The 14,829-nt window shown below is 50.4% G+C and carries 17 protein-coding genes; 11 read left to right on the top strand and 6 right to left on the bottom strand.

All coding sequences use genetic code 11. The annotated features are described in order from the left end of the window. The first annotated feature begins 12 nt into the window (after positions 1-12). On the top strand, positions 13-693 hold the full coding sequence (locus tag HH215_RS17855; RefSeq protein WP_169281141.1) for a YdgH/BhsA/McbA family protein: 681 nt from the start codon (positions 13-15) through the stop codon (positions 691-693). A 45-nt stretch (positions 694-738) separates the two neighbouring features. On the opposite strand, the gene HH215_RS17850 is transcribed toward HH215_RS17855, so the two are convergent. Then, positions 739-1,566: a sugar phosphate isomerase/epimerase family protein gene (locus tag HH215_RS17850; protein ID WP_169281140.1), complete on the bottom strand. Its 828-nt coding sequence runs from the start codon at positions 1,564-1,566 to the stop codon at positions 739-741. A gap of 218 nt (positions 1,567-1,784) precedes the next feature. Between HH215_RS17850 and HH215_RS36435 the strand changes: the two genes are divergently transcribed. From HH215_RS36435 to HH215_RS17825, 5 genes are all read left to right on the top strand, one after another. Next, the gene (locus HH215_RS36435) at positions 1,785-2,615 is read left to right on the top strand and encodes an HNH endonuclease (RefSeq protein ID WP_254450136.1); all 831 of its coding nucleotides are present in this window, start codon (positions 1,785-1,787) and stop codon (positions 2,613-2,615) included. 13 nt (positions 2,616-2,628) lie between these two features. After that, positions 2,629-2,904, top strand: coding sequence for an ROK family protein (locus tag HH215_RS17840; RefSeq protein ID WP_169284454.1), 276 nt, complete (start codon positions 2,629-2,631; stop codon positions 2,902-2,904). 30 nt (positions 2,905-2,934) lie between these two features. Further along, on the top strand, positions 2,935-3,891 hold the full coding sequence (locus HH215_RS17835) for a TRM11 family SAM-dependent methyltransferase (protein ID WP_254450134.1): 957 nt from the start codon (positions 2,935-2,937) through the stop codon (positions 3,889-3,891). Between the two features lie 81 nt (positions 3,892-3,972). Continuing rightward, a complete protein-coding gene (gene thrC / locus HH215_RS17830) occupies positions 3,973-5,376 on the top strand; it encodes a threonine synthase (RefSeq protein ID WP_169281139.1) in 1,404 nt (467 codons plus the stop codon). Positions 5,377-5,419: 43 nt separating this feature from the next. After that, positions 5,420-6,310 (top strand): ROK family protein, encoded by an 891-nt coding sequence (locus HH215_RS17825; RefSeq protein WP_169281138.1) that lies wholly within the window; start codon positions 5,420-5,422, stop codon positions 6,308-6,310. Positions 6,311-6,666: 356 nt separating this feature from the next. Here HH215_RS17825 and HH215_RS36085 read toward each other — a convergent pair whose 3' ends face one another. Then, positions 6,667-7,185 (bottom strand): hypothetical protein, encoded by a 519-nt coding sequence (locus HH215_RS36085; RefSeq protein WP_217362302.1) that lies wholly within the window; start codon positions 7,183-7,185, stop codon positions 6,667-6,669. A 54-nt stretch (positions 7,186-7,239) separates the two neighbouring features. Between HH215_RS36085 and HH215_RS17820 the strand changes: the two genes are divergently transcribed. The 3 genes from HH215_RS17820 to HH215_RS17810 all read left to right on the top strand — a co-directional run bounded on the left by HH215_RS17820 (position 7,240) and on the right by HH215_RS17810 (position 9,366). Continuing rightward, entirely contained in the window at positions 7,240-8,088 is an 849-nt protein-coding gene (locus tag HH215_RS17820) for a cation diffusion facilitator family transporter (protein ID WP_217362301.1), read from the top strand. A gap of 139 nt (positions 8,089-8,227) precedes the next feature. After that, on the top strand, positions 8,228-8,701 hold the full coding sequence (locus HH215_RS17815; protein ID WP_169281137.1) for a DinB family protein: 474 nt from the start codon (positions 8,228-8,230) through the stop codon (positions 8,699-8,701). 188 nt (positions 8,702-8,889) lie between these two features. Then, positions 8,890-9,366 carry a C40 family peptidase gene (locus tag HH215_RS17810; protein ID WP_169281136.1) on the top strand — a complete coding sequence of 159 codons (477 nt, stop codon included), beginning with the start codon at positions 8,890-8,892 and terminating at the stop codon, positions 9,364-9,366. Positions 9,367-9,434: 68 nt separating this feature from the next. Here the strand turns inward: HH215_RS17810 and HH215_RS36430 are convergent, their stop codons facing one another. The 4 genes from HH215_RS36430 to HH215_RS17790 form a co-directional block, all read right to left on the bottom strand. Then, positions 9,435-10,199: a DUF4358 domain-containing protein gene (locus tag HH215_RS36430; protein WP_254450524.1), complete on the bottom strand. Its 765-nt coding sequence runs from the start codon at positions 10,197-10,199 to the stop codon at positions 9,435-9,437. A gap of 92 nt (positions 10,200-10,291) precedes the next feature. Then, positions 10,292-11,446 (bottom strand): DHHW family protein, encoded by a 1,155-nt coding sequence (locus HH215_RS17800; RefSeq protein ID WP_254450523.1) that lies wholly within the window; start codon positions 11,444-11,446, stop codon positions 10,292-10,294. 11 nt (positions 11,447-11,457) lie between these two features. Further along, a complete protein-coding gene (locus tag HH215_RS17795; protein WP_169281135.1) occupies positions 11,458-12,846 on the bottom strand; it encodes an MBOAT family O-acyltransferase in 1,389 nt (462 codons plus the stop codon). Positions 12,847-12,852: 6 nt separating this feature from the next. Beyond that, positions 12,853-13,338 carry a DUF4358 domain-containing protein gene (locus HH215_RS17790; RefSeq protein WP_254450522.1) on the bottom strand — a complete coding sequence of 162 codons (486 nt, stop codon included), beginning with the start codon at positions 13,336-13,338 and terminating at the stop codon, positions 12,853-12,855. A 259-nt stretch (positions 13,339-13,597) separates the two neighbouring features. Between HH215_RS17790 and HH215_RS17785 the strand changes: the two genes are divergently transcribed. Further along, a complete protein-coding gene (locus tag HH215_RS17785; RefSeq protein WP_169281134.1) occupies positions 13,598-14,182 on the top strand; it encodes a TerD family protein in 585 nt (194 codons plus the stop codon). Between the two features lie 47 nt (positions 14,183-14,229). Further along, positions 14,230-14,805, top strand: coding sequence for a TerD family protein (locus HH215_RS17780; RefSeq protein WP_169281133.1), 576 nt, complete (start codon positions 14,230-14,232; stop codon positions 14,803-14,805). Positions 14,806-14,829: the final 24 nt, after the last annotated feature.

The following is a 14,829-nucleotide window of genomic DNA, read 5'->3' as shown; positions in this document are numbered from 1 at the left end:
GGCGGAGGATACATGAAAAAAATCTCATTCGTTCTGTTTGTTATGCTATTGACCGGTTGCGGTATGGATGCGACGATGAATGCGAATTCCGGCTCAACGCCTAATCCAGCCGTCTCGCCGGCTCCGATCCCCGCCGTTGCCTCCGTGAAACCGGCGGATGTTCCGTCCTCGCCCGCGGAAGGATTGGAAGCGATACAGGAGAAATTGAATGCTCAATGGCGGGAACTTCGGAACCGTCATTCTATCCAGATGTTATCCACCCATTCGAGCAAAAGTGCGATAGGTATAGAAATACGCAGCTACGGAGATTTCGAACGCATCCTGACGAAGGAGGAGATCGAAGGGTTCAAAGAAAGCCTGTTCGAGCTCGTCGGAGAGCGGTTTCCGCTAGACGTGTCCATACGGGAATGCTGTAGCGGAGAGCCATTAGTTACGGGGAAGATCAAAGAGGTCGATCAGGAGAAGAACCGGATTCTGATCGTGAACGAGCACGAGAAAAACGGCAACACGGATGACCCGGTCGCTTATTGGGTAAGTCTGACGGAGGACGGTAAAGTTATCGTCGGAGGAGAGGAGCCCTCGAATGCTATCGAACCTTCGCTAGTAGGCAAAGAAGCGCAAGCTTGGACAACCGGCATGGTGGATCAATCCTATCCAGGCCAGACGGCCGCGCTCAAAATCGTCGCCGAATAGAAGCGGGAGCCGGGCGCGAAGATATCGCGGCGGCTCCGTTTTTTATTATAAGTACGGCTCGACGATCCGTTTGATCCTCTCAAGTCCTTCCCACATATCGCCGGGCCCGTCGTAAATGAGAACGTAAGCGCCATCGTAACCGACTGACTTTACGGCATCCAAACAGCGAGCGAATTCGGTTTCGTCGGGATAACCCGACTCGTCGTATGCGGCTTTGGCATGAACGGATAAGCTGTACGGGATCGTCGAAGCAATCTCTTCGTACTTGTCTTCCCCGTGGAAATTGCCGAAATCCGTAATCATCCGAACCGCAACCCCCGTCTCTCCCAACAATTTCAGGCAGCTTTTCCCCGTAGAGGTCAGCGCTTTGAAGTTCTCCGTAACGACTTGTACGTTGCGGCTCGCCGCATATTCGCCCAACTCCGAGAGAGTTCTTGCCGATTGCCGGATCGCCAGATCATCGTTAGGCGAAGCTTCGCCTGCGATCACCCGAATTCGCTTAGCTCCGCATAAGTCGGCTATGTCGATCCATTCTCGGATCAAATTCAGGTCGGCAAGTCGACGATTCTCGTCCTCCGCCGTTAAGTCGCCGTAGTCCAGGAGGAGCGTATCGAAGGAAACGCCGGCGTCCGTGAAAGATTTGCGGAGCAGGGTTAAATAATCGGCGTCCGTTCGAGGAAAATGAAAATGACACACTTCGACGGCTTGATAGCCTCGGTTGGCCGCTTGCGCCGGTAATTCGAGAAGGGTATGAATTTGCGGTTGATCTTGTACATGGGTGCTATGCTCGCTGGCTTCGGTATCCCAGGACGTCCAACGAAGAGGGCCAAGCATCCGATGCAAGCTCCAAGTGCTTATAGATAAATAGGACATATAGAATTCCCTGCCTTTCGGGTTGCGGATATCGATTCATTCTCTCTAATAGTAGTTTATTATTCCAAAATTATCTAACTGCTATTGTGGTTAAGTTGTAGTGTTTTTTGTCCTGACGGGATGGTAACCGACAACAATTTAGCGAGCCGGAGGACTCCGCAAGGAAACCTTGAACGAGTATGCGAAGTAACGATGCAAGAATATGATATACTCGGGATATGGAAATCACGACAAAACAGCCGGAAACGGCTTTGAAATTATGCGCGCAATGCGGGAGCATTAAACCGCTTGCGGAATTCGAGAACCGGCGCGGCGGGGGACCGAGGCGCAGAAGGCGACGGGGAACTTGCCGCTCATGCCGCCGGGAAGCACGGCAGCTTCACGAGCCCGCGACTTCCTCGGCGGATACGTCAGAGACGGTCGCGGAGACGTCAAAGGAGGACGCGGTCTCGACGAAGCCGGCTGATTCCGGACCGAAGAAGCGAAAGCGAAGAAGACGGAGAAAGGTGAAACCGTCTGCGACGGCGACGGCGACGAAGCGGGCGAATTCGCCCCCAGTTCCGGCGGTTGCACCATTCCTTGCTTCTCCGCTTCCTGTCTCTGCCCTCGTCCCGCGCGATATTAAGATCGCGGCGCGCAAGCGGAATATCGATCCGCTGGACGCTTCGGCATTGAGAGCGACGCGCCAAGGCTTCGTCCGCATGCGCGGGAAAACCGACAACGGCCGTTCCTATTATCAGGAGATCGAGCCGGAATTAGCGAAAATCCTGGTGCGGGAGAACGCCGCTTACGTCGTGAACCGGCATACGATTCGCCGTATTTACAGCAACCGGGAATTCCGGAAGCTTATCCTGACAAGGGACGGGCACGCGTGTTATTTCTGCGGACAGTACGGAGACACGATCGATCACTTGCTCCCGCGCGCGAAGGGCGGACATACGACGCCGGTCAATTGCGTCTGCGCCTGCAATGAATGTAATCATTCGAAGGCGGATCGCGATCTCGAAGAATTTACCGAATCAATCGCGAGAACATTCCGTTCCGAATAACTAGTTCTCCGCGATTCTAACGGCCGTCGATAACCGAATCGATTGCATCGGGGCGGTGCACGTGCTCGAGGCGGCAGTGCATGGCAACGAGGCCGCGCTGCATATTATGGATAAGCCGCTCGAGCATATGGCCATGGCGATAGCGAATATCGTTTCGCTGTTGAATCCGGAATTAGTCGTCACAGGGGGAGGATGGCCTTTCTCATCCTTACTACGGAGCTTCCAACCTGCCGCCCGGCGGTCGGAGGCTCCCCTTTTTGTAAGAATCGGCGGGGCGTTAGACGGATAGAATAGCCGCGGCTTAAAGGATGGATCGGACTTGAACGACAGGAAGGATTTGCAAGACTACATATATGCCATTGTCTCTAACGATGAAGAGCATTCCTTATGCATGCTGGAGATGCGATCGCTATTCGGCAGAGATTGCCGGTTTAATCTGCTGCGAAGTCACATCGAGATCGAACCTAGCCGTAGTCCTTTTATTAAAATGAGGATAAAAGTAATGTACGAGGCCGAGCGATTACAGGACATCGCCGAGCAGGTCGGCGCGATCGAACTGGGAGAATCGACGTTTAAGGTGCTGGCGATCGACAATCTCGAACAGGGTGACGAAGGCAAGTTCACTTATGACGAGAAACGCGCATTGGAACGGGAGATCGGCTTGAGGTTCCGAGGAAAGGCGGAGATGCGCCGACCTAATCGGGAATTCGGCTTCGCCCGGATTGGCGGGCGGTGGGTATTCGGAGAGGTGACCCAAGGAGCTGCGGTCTGGCTTAAGCATAACGACAAGCCGCGGAAGTACTCCACGGCGCTGAGTACTCGGGTCGCCAGGGCGGTCGTTAATATCGCGGTTCCTCGGATCGAAGGCGTACGGACGATCGATCCTTGCTGCGGTATCGGAACCGTGCTGGTTGAAGCGCTGTCTATGGGAATCGATATCGAGGGCAGGGAAATCAACCCGCTTGCCGCTCGCGGCGCGAGGGAAAACTTGGCGTTCTTCGGGTATGGCTCGGTAACGGTAACGTTAGGGGACATGCGCGAGATTACCGAAAAATACGATACGGCGATCATCGATATGCCCTATAATCTTTGTTCCGTAATATCGCCTGCGGAACAGTTGGAGATGCTTGGCAGCGCTAGACGGTTCGCGGCAAGAGTCATCTTCGTTACGATCGAGCGGATCGATCCGATTATCGAGGAAGCCGGCTTTGCGATCGTGGACCGCTGCACGGTGAGCAAAGGGAGTTTTACCCGACACGTGCTCGTCTGCGAATAACGCAAATGCGATTGTTGAAATTATGCTCGCTTTCGTCCACAATGGATGAAGAACATTTTATAACGAGGAGAGAAATCTACGATGAAGTATATAAGCACGAGAGGGAAAGTTGCGCCTATCGGCTTTATCGATATGTTCCTGATGGGGCTTGGCGAAGACGGCGGATTGATCGTACCCGAGACGATTCCGAACGTAACGGCGGATCAACTGAAAGCATGGTCCAAGCTATCGTACCAAGACCTTATGCTAGAAGTGTTCTCCCTATTCACGAACGACGAGATTCCGGAGCAGGATCTGCGGAAGCTCATTCAAGATAGTTACGCCGGTTTCACGAGCCCGGACGTTCTGCCGTTAACGACGTTAAACGATTCGTTGCACGTGCTCGAACTGTTCCATGGGCCGACATTCGCGTTCAAAGACGTTGCCCTTCAATTCATGGGTAACTTGTACGCTTACGTCGCGAAGAAGCAAAATAAAGTCATCAACATCCTAGGCGCGACATCGGGAGATACCGGCGCTTCGGCGATCAGCAGCGTTCGCGGCAAGGAAGGCATCCAAATCTGCATTCTTCATCCGAACGGCAAAGTCAGCCGCGTGCAAGAGCTCCAGATGACGACCGTTCAAGACGATAACGTATTGAACTTATCGGTTAACGGGAACTTTGACGATTGCCAGCAGATTATTAAGGAATTGTTCGCGGACATTCCGTTCAAGACGAAATATCACCTTCGGGCGATTAATTCCATTAACTTCGTGCGCATATTGGCGCAATCCGTTTACTACTTCTACGCATACCTGCAATTACCGGAGAAACTTAGAGCGGACGGCGTTAACTTCAGCATTCCTACGGGTAACTTCGGGAACATTTTCTCCGGCTATTTGGCGAAAAAGATGGGAGTGCCGATCAAGCAGCTCGTCTTGGCGACGAACGAGAACAACATTCTCGAGCGGTTTATTAACGAGGGCGTGTACAAGCCGGAAGGTTTCCGCAGCACGCACAGCCCGTCCATGGACATTCAGATCGCAAGCAACTTCGAGCGATACTTGTATTATTTCTGCGGGGAAGATGCTATCGCGGTGTCGGAGCGCATGGAACGGTTCAAGGCGGAGGGGCAACTTATCTTTACGTCGGAGGAAATTTCTCGTATCCAGCAGGATATGACGGCCTATAGCGTGAGCAACGAAGAGTGCCTCGAGACGATTCAATCTTATAAGAACGAATTCGATTATTTGCTTGATCCTCACTCCGCTTGCGGTATTGCGGCTTACAAAGGAGCCGGCAACAAAGGGGACGGCGCGTTCGTTTCCCTTGCGACGGCGCATCCGGCCAAGTTCGATGAAGCGATTCGCTTGATCGGAATCGAGCAGACGTTCCCTGAACGGATTCAGGAGCTGTTCGATAAGCCTCAACGTCAAGTCGTCGTAGAGAATGCGAAAGCGGAAATCGCGACGCAATTGGAAGGCTTCTATCGGGTAACCCAGTAGGTTTTGAATTTCGGATTTCGTTAAAGATCAGGAGGAAAACAAGTTGTTAATCGGAGCTGTCGAAGCGGGCGGAACAAAGTTTGTTTGCGGGTTAGGGAACGAAAAAGGCGAAGTGTTGGATCGAGTCAGCTTCCCGACGGAAAATCCGGAGAAGACGCTGGCGCGAGTCATTGAATATTATCGGGATAAGCAAGTCGAAGCGCTTGGAATCGGCTCGTTCGGTCCGATCAATATCGATCGGAGCAGTCCGCAGTACGGTCACGTCACGACGACTCCGAAGCCGGGCTGGGTGAACTATCCCGTGTTATCCGAACTTAAGAAATCGTTCGATATTCCGATTGGATGGGATACGGACGTTAATGCGGCGGCATTAGGCGAAGCGACTTGGGGAGCGGCCAAAGGGCTTGATAGCTGCTTGTATTACACGATCGGAACGGGAGTTGGCGTGGGCGTATTCGCGGAAGGCCGCATGGTTCATGGACTAGTGCATCCCGAGGGTGGTCATGTGTTAACTCGTCGTCACCCTGACGATACCTATGAGGGTAAATGCCCTTATCACGGAGATTGCTTGGAAGGGATGGCGGCGGGACCGGCGCTCGAGGCGAGATGGAAGGTTAAAGGAAGCGAGCTTCCGGCCGATCATCCGGCTTGGGAGATGGAGGCTTTCTATATCGGACAAGCTCTCGTGAGCGCAATACTGCTGCTATCGCCTAAGAAAATCATTCTAGGCGGAGGCGTCATGCATCAGTTGCAATTGTTCCCGCTTATCCGGGAGCAAGTCAGAGCCAACTTGAAGGGCTATGTGGCTACTCCCGCGCTGGAAATCGGAGGCATCGACGAGTACATCGTTCCGCCGACTCTAGGGGACAATGCAGGTTTATGCGGTTCGATCGCGCTCGGGTTAAGGGCTTACGAGGAAGCGCGGCAATCATAATCGGCATGATTAGGCTCAATACACCAAACGGTAACTTGATGAAGCTGTCCCATAAGGATTTATGGGGCCGCTTCTTTTTTATGCAATCCCGGCCGCCTCCTTACCCATCAACTTCCTTTCAACACCGACACTAAGTGTAAAAAAGGCATTTAGATTGAGATGAGTTTTACCGGAAAAATAAGTAAGTGTAAATCATGCAACTAGTTTGAACGATAGCTCGGAAAAAGCTCGATTAACCGCCTACTAGTTGTATATTTTACATTTAGATTTGGATAAAGCACAGTTTATGTGAATCTAAGTGTACATTTTCCACTTCGTGACTAAATAACGTGCCTTCATACTTAGCTGATAGATCGCTACAGGGATTTACCGTCGTATAAACGAGGATTGGTTCGTATAGTCGTGTCTCCATGACAGATCACCTCCAAATGCCCACAACATATTATGGGAATGTTATTGACAACGGAGTGAAAATATAACAATATAATATATGAGCATGTATTCATATGTATGAGATAAGCGAGGTTGATCACATGAATAACAATCGAAAACCCGGATACTCGAGCGACAAAGCTGACAGCAGCAGACACGATAATGATCACATCGACCACGATCACGCCAGCCACGATCACGCCAGCCACGATCACACCGACCACGATCACGCCAGCCACGATCACGCCAGCCACGATCACGCCGATCATGATCATGCCAGTCACGATCACACCGATCATGACCACGAACACGATCACGCCGATCACGATCACAGCCAAAAGCACGGTCACGCCGATCACGATCACAACCATTCGCACGAGCATTCTCGCGGCAGACACGCCCATTCCCACGCTGGGCACGACCATAGCCATCATCATCATCATGGGCTAGGAGGCCATCATCACCATGATGCCGGCCGCGAGGGGAACAAACGGGGGTTGACGATCGCCCTTATCATAACGGCAGGTATCATGTTGCTTGAGTTCTTCGGCGGACTTATTACGAACAGCTTGGCTTTATTATCCGATTCCGGTCACATGCTTAGCGATGCCAGTTCGTTGGCGTTGAGCTTGGTCGCCATTTGGTTCGCGACGAAGCCGGCTTCGCCAAGCAAAACTTACGGATTTTACCGGTTCGAAATTTTAGCCGCTCTATTCAACGGAGTTACGCTATTCGTCATTGCGGGATTTATCATGTGGGAAGCCGTTCAGCGGTTTAACGCTCCTCCGGAGGTGTCGAGCCTATCGATGATCTTAATCGCGTCGGTCGGGCTTATCGCGAATCTAGCGAGCGCGTTCGCGTTAATGAAACAAGGCGACGTCAAGAACAACGTAAATCTAAGAAGCGCTTATCTTCACGTCATCGGGGATGCGCTCGGTTCCGTCGGAGCGGTATTGGCCGGCATTATCATGCTTGCATTCAATTGGTATGTGGCCGATCCGATTATTAGCGTGCTGGTGTCTTTGCTGATCCTAAAGAGCGCTTGGGGGGTCATCAAGCATACGGTGCATATCCTCATGGAGGGAACGCCGATTACGGTGAACCAGGAGGAAGTGAAATCGACGTTAACCGAAATCAAGGGCGTCATAGACGTACACGATCTCCACATCTGGACGATTACTTCGGGTTTGGATTCGCTGAGCTGCCATCTTCTTGTTGAAGATGATACGGATAATCAGCATATTTTGCAGCAGGCTATTCGCCTCGTCGAGGAACGGTTTAAGATTCAACATACGACGATTCAAATCGAAACCTCGATGATCAATCATACTGAGCTAAAGGTATAGCGGCCAACCGGCAACCGGCCAGCCGACCAACCATTCGACGATCCAAAGCTCGAAAGCCCGCAAAATCCTTGTTTGAATAAGAAGCCGATGATTATACAATGAAGGTAAGCAGGTATCTCTTTATTCAGGGGGAATCGGGTTGAAAATGATGTTCGAATATAATTGGCAGGTTCGGGAAGAGTGGTACGAATGGTGCAAGAACATCACGGAGGAAGAACTGCTGAAGGTTCGCACGGGCGGAGTCGGAGGCATTTTGCATACGTTATTTCATATTGTCGACGTAGAATGGAGCTGGATTCGGGAAATTCAAGGGCTTCCCGATTTTCAAGAAAGCTTCGAGGAATATAGCAGCTTGGAGAGGATACGACAGCTGGACGAATCGTTCAGGAAAGAGGTTCGTCCGTTCATCGAGTCGTGGGACGGAAGCTTGGAAAACCGGATTCACATGGAACGCTTAAGAGACGGATCGGAGTTCCGACTAACCTGGGGAGAAGTACTGAGACACGTCATCGCGCACGAAATCCACCATGTCGGACAGCTATCCGTATGGGCTCGAGAAATTGGCGGAATCCCCGTGTCAGCTAACCTGATTAGGCGCGGGTTAAGCGGATAAGTACCCCTTTGCGGCTCGGATGTAACAAAATTAACGTTTTCTAACTTAATTCTAAGAAAGCCGAAAATGCACGATGGAGTCAACGTTTGCGTTCTCCTTGGAAAATTATCGGCGATTCCGAGTGTGATATATTAATCTCCGACAACGATGGATCGCATGCATCCAGAGAAGCAGGAGGATACGCACTCATGAATAAGAAACTTACGATAAAATTATTGCTCGCTTGCAGCTTGGTCGTTACCGGTTTGTTCGGCTCCATGATCGCCGCTTCGCCGAAAGCAAGCGCGGCTACGCAACAGTCGTTGGATTTGGTCGCGTACGGCAAAGAACATCTCGGAACGCCTTATCAATACGGAGCCGAAGCGGGCGTTACATATGCTTTCGATTGCTCCTCGTACGTTCAGTATGTGTTCGATCAATTCGGAATCGAGTTGCCTCGCACTTCGATATCTCAAGCCTATACCGGCGAGAAGGTCGACAAGGCTTATCTGAGCGTTGGAGATCTGGTGTTCTTCAGAACGGGCGGTAACGGAATCAGTCACGTGGCGATCTACGCGGGCGACGGTAAAATCCTTCATGCTAGCAGCAGTCAAGGCGTGACCGTATCGAACATGAATTCGAGCTATTGGACGAAAAATTACGTGACGGCGCGTCGCGTACTATAGCGGAAAAAGCAAGCGGGATCCGAGCATAATCGGATCCCGCTTTTTTAATGGTCAGCTATGAAAATAGCTCATTTCTTATCGAAGGCGGCTTGGAAAGCTTTCTCCAGATCGTCGGCGCTTTCGGAGATCACGAACAATACGTAATTGCCTTTCGTGGCGACTTTATAGTTTTTGGCGTTTTCGTACTGGTCCGGCAGGTATTGCTCAAAGCTTTTTTGGACAGCCTCCGCGCGTTTCTTGATCCCCTTTTTAACGGCGGCGATATCTTTGGCGTTCTTTACTTTGAAGATGGCGATTTCGTTTGTTTTGACGTTCATCATAGGCATCTTGGCTGAGAATTCCGCGAGAATCTTCGTATCTATGCCGTACAATTCTTTTAGTTGGTCTGCATCGATATCCATCAGGGACGGTTGTTCGACCTGCTTCAGCATTCCGTCCAAGAGATCCTTCGTTGCCGGTGCCGGATCTTTGCTCGGTTCCGGTTTTTTGCTCGGTTCGGGTTTCTTGCTCGGTTCAGGTTTCTTGGTGGGTTCTGGCTTTTTAGTAGCTTCAGGCGCCTTGCTGGCTTCAGGTGTCTTAGTTGGCTCCGGAGATTTGCCGGCTTCCGCGCTTTCGCTTGGTTCAGGGCTTCCGCTCGCTTCCGAGCTAGGACTCGCGGATTCGCTTGGACTTGCTTCCGGACTAGAGCCAGGACTTGATTCGCCGCTATGGGTTGCTTCGCTAGTCGAAGTAGGTACGTTGTTGTTATTGTTGGCTGAATTGCCGGAGCAAGCCGTTAGCAAGCTCCCGAGTAGTGCGGTAACTAGAAGGAATGTCATGGCGCTTTTTTTCATGGCGTAAAATCTCCTTGGTGTCTATGCGTTATCGTATTACTTATTTTCAGACGGAGCTTGTCTCCGAAATGTTGCAGTAGGAACCCGATTCATTAATCGTCGATTTTTAGAATTTCGCCGTTCTCGACGAAGGTGGCAGTATTGAACATCATCAATACGTCCGTAATTCCGTTCTCTTTCATATAATCGCCGATATTGCCGTTGTAATAACGAATGTCTATCATATCGATTTGCGATACGTGTTGAGTAAGGAACGGAATAAAGCTGTGAGCGTAAGAGTCTTTCAAAACGAGCAGTTTCCCTTGGTCGGCGGTTTGCGGGTCGAGACTTGTCTTGATCGTGGTAAGGGCATGTACCCCGCCGAGGAAATACGAATACTGGTCTTTCTTCCCTAGGAAGCTATCATCGTATAAACCCGTCACCGTCGTGTCCGTATCGGCGATGTAAATTTCCGTGCTTACAGGTTTCTTCGGGATATAAGCTTGGATCGAATCCGGCTTTAATCCGCTAAATTGACTACGGGTATGATAACTTCCCAAGAACGATTCGCTCACGGTTTCGATCCTGAACTGATCTTTGCTCAGCGGCTGCCACCCCATCTGCTCAGCGTAAGCTGCATAGGCATAATAAGCGCCGAGCGTTGTCCAATGGTGATCCGTCCGGTAATAGAGATCTTCCGAAGCATGCGGACGAAGAAAATCGAAGCCGTCCATGAACGTGACGTCTTGCCCGATACGGTCGGCAATCCAATGATTTACCTTAGCTTCGGAGTAGAACGGAGCTTTCCACGGCAATCGTTCCGGATACATGCCGATAGATGTTGGAGCGAGCATGAACGTCATGTCGACTTCAGGATGGCTTGCGGCGAATCGTTTTACGGCTTCGGCATATTTTTGAAGCTCCGCATAGTCCGGCTTAGCGAATTTTTCGAACAAGTATCCGTCTTCGCCTTTATAAATCCCGTTGTTCTCCTGCTGCAGGCGCAGCTGTTCCAACGAGGACTTCACCCACACCCAATCGTCGCGATAAGGAAAATGATCCGTTACGTACTTCTCGGCGTCTTCCGCGAATGCCTTGGATACCAGGTTGTCCCAAGTAAAACGGGGAGCATTCTGCAAGTATCGATTCTCGAGCTCCGAGAACTTAACGGTAGGGTGCAGAAGAAAGGCGGCGGACATCAGAAACAGCACGGAGACGAATCCCCCGACGAGTAAGCGGTCAGTCCTCCGATTATTGTTCATCATCATCGTTAAACCCCTTAAAAACGGAAATATAAGAACGGATTAAAGGTCGCATCGACCAAGTAAGCGACGGATAGGAAAAACAAGACTCCGCACCACGCGAGATTCAGCATCGGATTTCTGCCTCCCGGTTCTGAAGCGGATTTCCTAGGCAACGAAGCAACGATGAGCACGATGATCAAGATCGCGTTCGTGTAAGCGAAATATATCGTGACATCGTCCCAAAGCGGCCGACCTGACAGCCCGATCATCGCTTGCAGATAGCTTCCTACTTTAGGAAGCTCTTCGAAAGCGAACAGCACCCATCCGATAAGGATCAACACGATCGCGTAGGCATGTCTGACCCAACGAGGCATGCGGTCGAGTCGCTTCAGCACCCACCATTTCTCGAGAATCAGAATGACGCCGAAGTATAAGCCCCACAATAGGAAATTCCAGCTCGCCCCGTGCCAGATGCCGGTAAGCAGCCAGACGATGAGGATGTTCCGCAGTTGAACGCCTAGACCTCGCCGGTTACCTCCTAGCGGGATGTAGACGTAATCCCGGAACCAACTGCTGAGCGAAATATGCCATCTCCGCCAGAAGTCCGTAATACTCTGCGCGGTATAGGGCTTGTTAAAGTTCTCGTTAAATCGGAAACCGAACATCATTCCCAGGCCGATCGCCATGTCCGAATAACCGCTGAAATCGAAATAAATCTGAAACGCGAACGCGATAATGCCTAGCCAAGCCGTTAATACGGCCAAAGAACCGGTATCCGTACTCGAGATGGAATTCCACAGCAAACCGATATTGTTCGCCAGTAATACCTTCTTTGCCAATCCGATGATGAACCGTCGAACGCCTTCGGCGAATATCTCGATGTTGACGGAACGCTTGCGCAGTTGTTCGGACACCGTCTTGTAATGAACGATAGGCCCCGCGACCAATTGCGGGAACAAGGCGACGAACGTAGCGAAGTCGATCCAATTGCGCTGGGCTTTAGCCGTTCCTCTATAGATATCTACGATGTAGGACATGGATTGAAATGTGTAGAAAGAGATTCCGATCGGGAGAGCAAGCTCCGTTAACGGAATACTTGAGCCGAACAGATCGTTCACGTTGTTAATGAGAAAATCCGCGTATTTGAAATAAGACAACAACGCAAGGTTAATCGCAATGGAGAACACGACGATCGCTTTGCGTTGAATCGCGCTCCGTTTCGGGTTGCTAAGAAGCAACCCGAAAACGTAATCCGTTACGGTGGATATGAGCATAATAACGATGTACACCGGTTCGCCCCATGCGTAGAAGACGAGGCTAGTTAAGAATAGGACGAGATTCTTGATTCTCCACGGCGATACGTAATACAGCAGCAGGACGGCGGGCAAGAATAAGAATAGGAACAGCAGGTTGCTGAATACCATGTTCGCTTACTTGGACCCGAAGAAGCTTTCGAAGGCTTTGACGAAATCGTCCGCTTTATCGGAAATAACGAAGAATACGTAGTTTCCTTTGGTTACCAGCTTGTAATTTTGAGCGATTTCGTACTGGTCCGGGAGATAAGTTTCGAAATGTTTTTGCACGTCCGCCGCGCGCTGTTTGATCGCCATTTCGACTTTGGCAACGTCTTTGGCATTCTTGACTTTAATAATTGCGATTTCATTCGTCTTCACGTTCATAAGCGGCGTTCTGATCGAGTAGGCCTCGAGCAATGCCGGGTCCAAGCGATATAGCTGTTCCACGAGACCGGATTCCAACTCCATCAATTTCGGTTGTTCGATTTGCTGCAGCATTTGATCGGCCATTGCTTTGGGAGGAACCTTGGATTCGATCGCGGCTTGGTTATCGTTACTCGAGCATGCGCTCAAGGCCAAACTTAGTACGACGGTTATAATAAGAACGAACGTTCTTTTCATGATTTTGCACTCTCCTAGAGGTTTTGTGGCGCGAATTCGACAAGTGTACTGACGCAACGATCGACAAGAAGGTTACAGTTCGATTGCGATTCCCAATTATTGATAGGCTAGGTGGAATTGGTTTATAATTTAGTTGTCCGCTTTCTTGAAACCTTTTTGTCGGATTGTCGTAAATTATGTTAGTCGGTGGATGATAGATTCATAGAATCCATTACGAAGAAGCAACACGATCGAATTATTGAAGGGAGACCCCATTGAAATGACGATTTCTCTAGTAAAAGGACAGAAAATCGATTTAACGAAGGGCAATGCCGGACTTAGCAAGCTAATCGTTGGTCTCGGATGGAATCCAGTGGAGAAGAAGAGTTTCTTCGGCTCCAAGAAAGTGGATATTGACTGCGATGCTTCCGCCCTCCTGCTGGACGAGAACGGCAAGCTTCAAGGGAAAAACCTTGTTTGCTTCCACAACTTGAAGAGTCCGGACGGCTCGGTCGTTCACTCGGGCGATAATCGCACGGGAGAAGGCGACGGAGACGACGAGCAAATTCATATCGATCTGGTTCGCCTTCCCGCGAATATCCACAAGATCCTTATGGTCGTTAACATTTACGATTGCGTTAATCGCAAGCAGGATTTCGGAATGATCTCCTCCGCGTACATTCGCGTGCTGAATCAATCGAATGAACAAGAGCTCGTTCGCTTTAACTTAACGGACAACTATTCCGGTAAAACGGCGCTCGTCGTCGGAGAAATTTACCGTCATGGCGGCGAATGGAAGTTTAACGCGATCGGCGAAGGCACGGATGCGCCGCACATTGATATATTGGCTCGCAGTTACCAATAATAATTCGTCGAATGACGATAAAAAAATCATGAGAAGAGGTAGTTAACATGTCAATCAGCTTATCTAAAGGTCAGAAAATCGATTTAACGAAAACAAACCCGGGCCTTACTAAAGTTCTAGTCGGACTAGGTTGGGATACGAACAAGTATGATGGAGGAAAAGCGTTCGACTTAGACGCTTCCATCTTCTGCCTGAATTCTGCCGGCAAAGCGGCTTCCGAAAAAGATTTCGTATTCTACAACAACACCCAGAACCCAAGCGGTTCCGTCATTCATACCGGCGATAACTTGACGGGCGAAGGCGATGGAGACGATGAGCAAGTTAAAGTAAATCTTGCGACCGTGCCTCCGGAAACGGAAAAAATCGCATTCTGCATTACGATCCACGAAGCTGCGGAAAGATCGCAAAACTTCGGTCAAGTGACGAACGCTTTCGTTCGTATCGTTAACGAAGACACGGGAGCGGAATTGATCCGTTACGACTTGGGAGAAGATTTCTCCGTTGAAACGGCTGTCGTCGTAGGCGAATTGTATCGCCATAGCGGCGAATGGAAATTCAACGCTGTCGGCAGCGGCTACAAAGAAGGTCTTGCCGGATTGTGCAAAGATTACGGTTTGATGTAATTTGTAAAACGCTGAGCGTGGAGG

It is taken from the genome of Cohnella herbarum, from assembly GCF_012849095.1.
GTDB classification, from domain to species: Bacteria; Bacillota; Bacilli; order Paenibacillales; family Paenibacillaceae; genus Cohnella; species Cohnella herbarum.
The sequence above is the reverse complement of the archived record's forward strand: the minus strand, read 5'-3'. Positions and strand labels throughout refer to the sequence as shown.

Bases quoted from the DNA above. Each gene is read 5' to 3' on its own strand.
- HH215_RS17785 (WP_169281134.1), top strand. From the start codon at position 13,598: ATGACGATTTCTCTAGTAAAAGGACAGAAAATCGATTTAACGAAGGGC.
- HH215_RS17780 (WP_169281133.1), top strand. From the start codon at position 14,230: ATGTCAATCAGCTTATCTAAAGGTCAGAAAATCGATTTAACGAAAACA.
- HH215_RS36085 (WP_217362302.1), bottom strand. From the start codon at position 7,185: ATGATGATGATGATGGCTATGGTCGTGCCCAGCGTGGGAATGGGCGTG.
- HH215_RS17850 (WP_169281140.1), bottom strand. From the start codon at position 1,566: ATGTCCTATTTATCTATAAGCACTTGGAGCTTGCATCGGATGCTTGGC.
- HH215_RS17795 (WP_169281135.1), bottom strand. From the start codon at position 12,846: ATGGTATTCAGCAACCTGCTGTTCCTATTCTTATTCTTGCCCGCCGTC.
- HH215_RS36430 (WP_254450524.1), bottom strand. From the start codon at position 10,199: ATGAAAAAAAGCGCCATGACATTCCTTCTAGTTACCGCACTACTCGGG.
- HH215_RS17790 (WP_254450522.1), bottom strand. From the start codon at position 13,338: ATGAAAAGAACGTTCGTTCTTATTATAACCGTCGTACTAAGTTTGGCC.
- HH215_RS17810 (WP_169281136.1), top strand. From the start codon at position 8,890: ATGAATAAGAAACTTACGATAAAATTATTGCTCGCTTGCAGCTTGGTC.
- HH215_RS17800 (WP_254450523.1), bottom strand. From the start codon at position 11,446: ATGATGATGAACAATAATCGGAGGACTGACCGCTTACTCGTCGGGGGA.
- thrC (WP_169281139.1), top strand. From the start codon at position 3,973: ATGAAGTATATAAGCACGAGAGGGAAAGTTGCGCCTATCGGCTTTATC.
- HH215_RS17855 (WP_169281141.1), top strand. From the start codon at position 13: ATGAAAAAAATCTCATTCGTTCTGTTTGTTATGCTATTGACCGGTTGC.
- HH215_RS36435 (WP_254450136.1), top strand. From the start codon at position 1,785: ATGGAAATCACGACAAAACAGCCGGAAACGGCTTTGAAATTATGCGCG.